This window comes from Macromonas bipunctata (assembly GCF_002837135.1).
GTDB classification, from domain to species: Bacteria; Pseudomonadota; Gammaproteobacteria; order Burkholderiales; family Burkholderiaceae_C; genus Macromonas_A; species Macromonas_A bipunctata.
Map to the genome: position 1 here is coordinate 2,175 of NZ_NWBQ01000021.1, position 5,772 is coordinate 7,946.

Consider the following 5,772-nt stretch of genomic DNA (forward strand, 5'->3'; position numbering starts at 1 on the left):
TCGGAAGAACAGCGTGTTGCCTGAATTGTTGCCGATAAAAGCATCGAGGTCGCCATCGCCGTCGATGTCCACCAGCGTGGGGCTGGCATAACGCCCCACATCACTCAGGCCAAACGGTGCCGCACTGGTGGCACCGGTGTATTGAAGAAAGTTGGGGTTGCCGGTGGGCAAGTCGTTGTCGGTGATGGTCACAATCAACGGCTTAACAGCCAGATTGTTGTAGTTACCGTCGGTGCTGGTCACGGTGTGACCAATGGTGCCGGTGTGGGTGCCTTCGCCCACGGTGTCGTTGCGGGCGGTAACAGTGACGGTTTGCGCCGCGTTCCAGTTAGCCGTGGTAAAAGTCAGCGTGGTGGTGCTAAGGCTGACTTGGCCATTGGTATCGTCCAGCGTGATGGTGACATCGGCGGTGGGCGCACTGTCGAGAACGACGGTGTAGGTGTCGGTGGCCCCGCCTTCGGTGACTTGGGTGCTGCCGCCGGTTGGGGTGATGGTCACCCCTGTTGGTCGTACGGACGAAACGACCGTCGAGGTGGAAAAAGCAGCGACATCCAGCGTGTCCACCCCTTGGATTGCGGATACATCATTGTCGGCCGTGGGATCGGTATAAGCAACAGCAACAGCATCCCCCGCTGACAAGGAGCGTGTGAAGCTCACTTTCACGGTCTTGTTGGTGCCATCGACTGCCACACCAGTCACTGTGACATCAGTGCCGTTCACTTGAAGCGCGAAAGCACTGGTCGGTGGAGGGTTGGCTGAGTCAAGGGCTTTATCGAAAACAAGAGTGATGAAATTCTCATCAATGTAGAGGTTGGACGAAGAGTAAACGGGTGCGAGCGATGCCATTGATTTCTCCTGGTGTTACTGTGGGGTTATTGCCGCTCCAACCTCGGCGGTTTTGGATAGAAGTGGCAAACTTGGGCCAAGGTGGAGAATACCACCGCCGCCTCGGCACTGGCGGGCTTTGCCGCCGGGCCCATGCGCCAGAACCTCACCTACGACCCAAGCCGCGAGATAGCTGGCCACACACAACCGACGGTGGCCACTCAGCGCGTGTAACTGGACAACTTGAACACCGAGACGGTCTTGACCAAATCGTCGGCTTGTTGCTTCAAGCTGTTGGCCGCCGAAGCCATTTCTTCCACCAGCGTGGCATTTTGCTGGGTGGTTTCGTCCATGTGCGTAATGGCTTCACCAATTTGACGCACACCCGCACTTTGCTCGTGGCTGGCGTTGCTGATTTCGTGCATCAGTGAGGTGACGCGCTGAATTTCGGCAATCGCCCGTTGCATGCTGACCCCGGCCTGCTCCACCAGCACGCCACCTTCAGTGTTGACGTGTACAGGCGTGCCTTGCTCCTCGATGTGGCGCTGCAGCAGCTGCACCGCCGTCAAGGGCTTGTCGTTGGCCCACTGCGTCAAACGCTCCAGCGCCGCCTCGTCGAGCTTGCGCGGCGCACCGCAGCGCGGCTTGTCGAGCAACGAATCCAGACCCTCGCGGCACCAGCGCGCCCACGTGTTGCGCACCGTGCGGGTGGTGATGTCTTGCGACTGCGCCACCTCTTCCAAACTCTTGCCCTGGCCCAGCAACAGCAGCGTGCGTGCGCGTTCGCGTGCTCTCCAGTTGTCCGACTTCTTGTCCACCTGGCGCAATGCCTGCACATCCGCTTCGTCCAATGCCACTTCCAGACGCTGTCTCGCCATCTCCACACCTTCGCGATGTCACGCGGCCTCTGTCGCACACCAACGAATTACAGACCAAAAATGGGGGTGGCAGCATGGTTTTTGAAAAAATTTCTGGTAGTCAACTTACAAATTCTTTCAAATCCTTGCAAATACTTTCATTGCACTGCCACACAAGGCGCTGAGCAACAACGCCCGTAACAAAATGCAAGTGCAAATGCAAGCCGTTGTGGTCGTGGAACCAAAGGCACTGCAGGCTGTCACAATGCCAGCCTGACCTTACGGGGTTTTGTCCCACCACTTTTTTGCGCTGCTGCCTTTGCCCATGCCCACAACCGCTCACACCCGACCCGACAAAATCTTGGTGGTGGATGACGATGCCCGCATCCGCGATTTGCTCAAACGCTACCTGACGCAGGAGGGCTTTGATGTGCTGTTGGCCGAGGATGGCCGTGCCCTGACGCGGCTGCTGTTGCGCGAAACGGTGGACATGATCGTGCTGGACTTGATGCTGCCGGGCGAAGATGGCCTGAGCATCTGCCGCCGGCTGCGCAGCCAGAACGACCGCACCCCCATCATCATGCTCACCGCCAAGAGCGAGGATGTGGACAAAATTGTGGGGCTGGAAGTGGGGGCCGACGACTATTTGAGCAAACCGTTCAATCCGCGTGAATTGCTGGCGCGCATCCATGCGGTGCTGCGTCGCCGCCCGACACCCGAAGTGCCGGGCGCACCCTCCAGCGAAGCCGAACTGGTGCGCTTTGGCGCGTTTGAATTTGACATGACTCAGCGTTCACTGCGCAAAAACGGCGAGGACATGCCACTGACCACCGGTGAATTTGCCATGCTCAAGGCGCTGGTGCGGCACCCGCGCCAACCGCTGTCGCGCGAGAAACTGGCCCAACTGGCCCGAGGTCGCGAATTCGAGCCGTTCGACCGCAGTCTGGACGTGCAAGTCTCGCGCCTGCGCAAAATCATTGAAGACGACCCTGCCGTACCACGCTACCTGCAAACGGTGTGGGGCATTGGTTACGTGTTTGTGCCCGACGACACCACCAGCACTGAGCCGCCGACCAGCGCCAGCTGACCACTCCACCCCGTACCACAATGTCTTGGCTGCGGCCCAGCATCAGCCTGTTTTGGCGCACGTTCTTCTTTTTGACCCTGCTGCTGTTGGGTTGTTTGACGGCGTGGGTGCAGACCTTTCAGTGGCTGGAGTTTGAACCGCGCGTGCTGCAAAACGCGCGTCAATTGGCATCGCTGGTGAACCTGAGCCGGGCCGCGCTGGTGCATTCCGACGCGATTGAACGGATCTGGCTGGTACAAACGCTGGTGGAAAAAGAAAACCTGCGCATCGGCATGCGCGAACCCAGCGACACCTACCAACTGTACGACCAAGACCGCTTCAGCCGCCGCGTCAGTGCCGAACTGGAGGCGCAACTGGGCAAGGGCACGATTGTGGCGCGCGAGGTCAACGGCTTTGAAGGGCTGTGGATAGGCTTCGAAATTGAACGCGACAGCTACTGGCTGCTGGCCGACCCCGAACGGGTGGGCACGCTCGACAGCACCACCTGGCTGGCGTGGCTGGGCATTGCGCTGGCGGTATCGTTGGCCGGAGCGGTGTTTGTGGCCGGGCTGCTGGATCGCCCGTTGCAAAACCTCAGCCGCGCCGCCAGCCGCCTGCGCGAAGGCGATTTCAAGGCCATCCGGCTGGACGAAAACGTGAGCACCAGCGAAATCCGTGAAGTCAACGTCGGCTTCAACCGCATGGCCGAACGCCTGAGCAACGCCGAGCAAGAACGCACGCTGATGCTGGCCGGTATCTCGCACGATTTGCGCACACCACTGGCGCGGCTGCGGTTGGAGCTGGAAATGAGCGTGCCCGACGAGCAAGCGCGCGCCTACATGGCCAGCGACATCGAGCAAGTCACGGCCATCATCGACAAGTTCCTCGATTACGCCCGTGCCGACCAGGTCACGCTGGACACGGTCAATCTCCACACGGTGCTGGACGAAGCGGTGCAAGCCGCCAGCAAATACGGCCCGTTGCAGGTGCAAGCCCCGGAGCATGAGCCTCCCCTGCTGGTCAAAGCCGATGCGGTGGAGCTGCGCCGCGTACTGGTGAATGTGCTGGAAAACGCCATCCGCTATGGCCGCAGCGCCAATGGGGTGGCCGAGGTGGACATCACCTTGCTGCCCCACAACGGCCATGTGACGCTGCAACTGCAAGACCACGGCCCCGGCGTGGCCGAAGCCGACCTGCAACGGCTGGTGGAGCCGTTCTTCCGGGGCGACCAAGCCCGTACCGCCGCTACCGGCTCTGGGCTGGGATTGGCCATTGCCCACAAAACCATCGCCCGCATGGGGGGCCAGTTCGAACTGTCAGCGGGGCACCCCAGCGGGTTGCGGGTGCAGATACAACTGCAAAAGGCTTGAAGTACGGCGGCTCAGATGCGGTACAGCAAGGCGGTAGCGCGGGCTTCCATGCTCAAGCCTTCGCCCACGGGGCCCAGTTTTTCGGCGGTCTTGGCCTTGACGTTGACTTGCTCCGGGGTCACCTGCAACACTTGGGCGATGCGCTCGCGCATGGCTGCCTTGTACGGGGCCAGCTTGGGCGCTTGCGCCACCACGGTGCAATCGACATTGCCCACGGTGTAACCCACCGCCTGCACCGCCCGCAACGCCTCGGCCAGCAACACGGCGGAATCCGCCCCTTTGAAACGTGGGTCGGTATCGGGGAAATGGGTGCCAATGTCGCCCAACCCCGCCGCGCCCAGCAGCGCATCAGTGATGGCGTGCAGCAGCGCGTCGGCGTCGGAATGGCCCACCAAACCGCTGTGGTGCGGTATGTCCACCCCGCCCAGCATCAACTTGCGGCCTGGGGCCAGCGCGTGAACATCCCAGCCCTCGCCCACACGCATGGGCGGCTGATTGAAAATGGTTGCGGTCATACAAAAACAATAAACGAATACAAATTGGGACAGGGGCCACGGCACACGCAACCCCCACGGCCACGCACACAAACGCTTATTGGGATAAGTGGACTGGCGTATGCTGCTAGACTGTAGTGCATTCGAGCGCACCTCGCGGCGCAACTGATTGAACAAGCTGGTGGGTGGGGGTGTTTTGAAGGGCTTTGTTGCACAAAGCTCTGAAAGGACGGTCTTCCCCTAACCCCAGACGGAGTTATGCCACGGCCACCGTGTCCGGGGTGCCCAGTTGCGTGAAGCGGTTGAGCAACGCCACGCGCACCTGCAACTCCGCCACCTGACGCTCGAACGTGCGTGCCATCACGCGCTCGCCCAAGCGCTTGAAGCAGTGCATCTTGGTCTCCACCAGACTGCGCCGGTGGTAGCCGCTCCAGCATTTCCAGATTTTGCGCCCCAGTCGCCCGCAGGCCCGCACCGCCTCGTTGCGCACGTGCATGCCACGCTTGTTGGCCTTGACCTTCCACAGCCGTGCGTTCTTGCGCGGCGGGATGATGGCTTGAGCATTGCGCTGGGCAATGGCTTCATGGCACGCCTGGGTGTCGTAGGCCCCATCAGCACAGACGCTGCCTATCTCCTCGTCTTCGGGTATCTGTGCCAGTAGTTCGGGCAACATCGGCGCATCGCCCACGCTGTTGTCCGTCACCTCTATGGCACGTATCTCCAGCGTCTTGGCATCAATGGCCAGATGTACCTTGCGCCACTGCCTGCGGTACTCGGCCCCGTGTTTCTTGCGCTTGCATTCGCCTTCGCCCACGAACTTGATGCCCGTGCTGTCCACCAGCAAGTCCAGTGCCCCATCACCGCTGCCACGGTAGGGCAGTTGCACCTTGAGCGTCTTTTGGCGACGGCTGACCGTGCTGTAGTCCGGCACCGGCCAGTCCAGGCTGGCCAGCCGCAACAGGCTTTGCACCAGCCCCAGACCTTGGCGCAACGGCAAGTTGAACAAGCACTTGAGGCTCAGACAGAACTGGATGCTGGCATCCGAGAATATCTGCTGGCGACCGCGCTTGCCGCTGGGCGCGGCCAGCCACTGCATGTCGCGGTCGAGCCACAGGGTCAGCGAGCCTCGCGCCTTGAGCGCGGCGTTGTACTCGGCCCAG

General features: G+C 61.1%; 7 protein-coding genes. 3 read left to right on the forward strand and 4 right to left on the reverse strand.

Going from position 1 to position 5,772, the window contains the following annotated elements; all coding sequences use genetic code 11:
- A partial coding sequence (locus tag CON76_RS03425; RefSeq protein ID WP_276308988.1) for a SwmB domain-containing protein occupies positions 1-846 on the reverse strand: 846 nt, incomplete at its 3' end.
- 81 nt (positions 847-927) lie between these two features.
- Here CON76_RS03425 and CON76_RS13670 point away from each other — a divergent pair.
- The gene (locus CON76_RS13670; protein ID WP_276308989.1) at positions 928-1,059 is read left to right on the forward strand and encodes a hypothetical protein; all 132 of its coding nucleotides are present in this window, start codon (positions 928-930) and stop codon (positions 1,057-1,059) included.
- Here the strand turns inward: CON76_RS13670 and CON76_RS13895 are convergent.
- Positions 1,047-1,703 (reverse strand): helix-turn-helix domain-containing protein, encoded by a 657-nt coding sequence (locus CON76_RS13895; protein ID WP_145995311.1) that lies wholly within the window; start codon positions 1,701-1,703, stop codon positions 1,047-1,049. The two genes, CON76_RS13670 and CON76_RS13895, sit on opposite strands and share 13 nt — an antisense overlap.
- A gap of 304 nt (positions 1,704-2,007) precedes the next feature.
- Here CON76_RS13895 and ompR point away from each other — a divergent pair, with 304 nt between their 5' ends.
- Together ompR and CON76_RS03440 are read left to right on the forward strand one after the other, a co-directional pair.
- Entirely contained in the window at positions 2,008-2,769 is a 762-nt protein-coding gene (gene ompR, locus CON76_RS03435) for an osmolarity response regulator transcription factor OmpR (RefSeq protein WP_101101970.1), read from the forward strand.
- A gap of 20 nt (positions 2,770-2,789) precedes the next feature.
- Positions 2,790-4,118, forward strand: coding sequence for an ATP-binding protein (locus CON76_RS03440; protein WP_101101967.1), 1,329 nt, complete (start codon positions 2,790-2,792; stop codon positions 4,116-4,118).
- Positions 4,119-4,129: 11 nt separating this feature from the next.
- Here CON76_RS03440 and ispF read toward each other — a convergent pair whose 3' ends face one another.
- Positions 4,130-4,633 (reverse strand): 2-C-methyl-D-erythritol 2,4-cyclodiphosphate synthase, encoded by a 504-nt coding sequence (gene ispF / locus CON76_RS03445; RefSeq protein WP_101101968.1) that lies wholly within the window; start codon positions 4,631-4,633, stop codon positions 4,130-4,132.
- Between the two features lie 235 nt (positions 4,634-4,868).
- Positions 4,869-5,772 (reverse strand): IS5 family transposase (locus CON76_RS03450; RefSeq protein WP_101101969.1); only part of this gene is annotated, 904 nt, incomplete at its 5' end.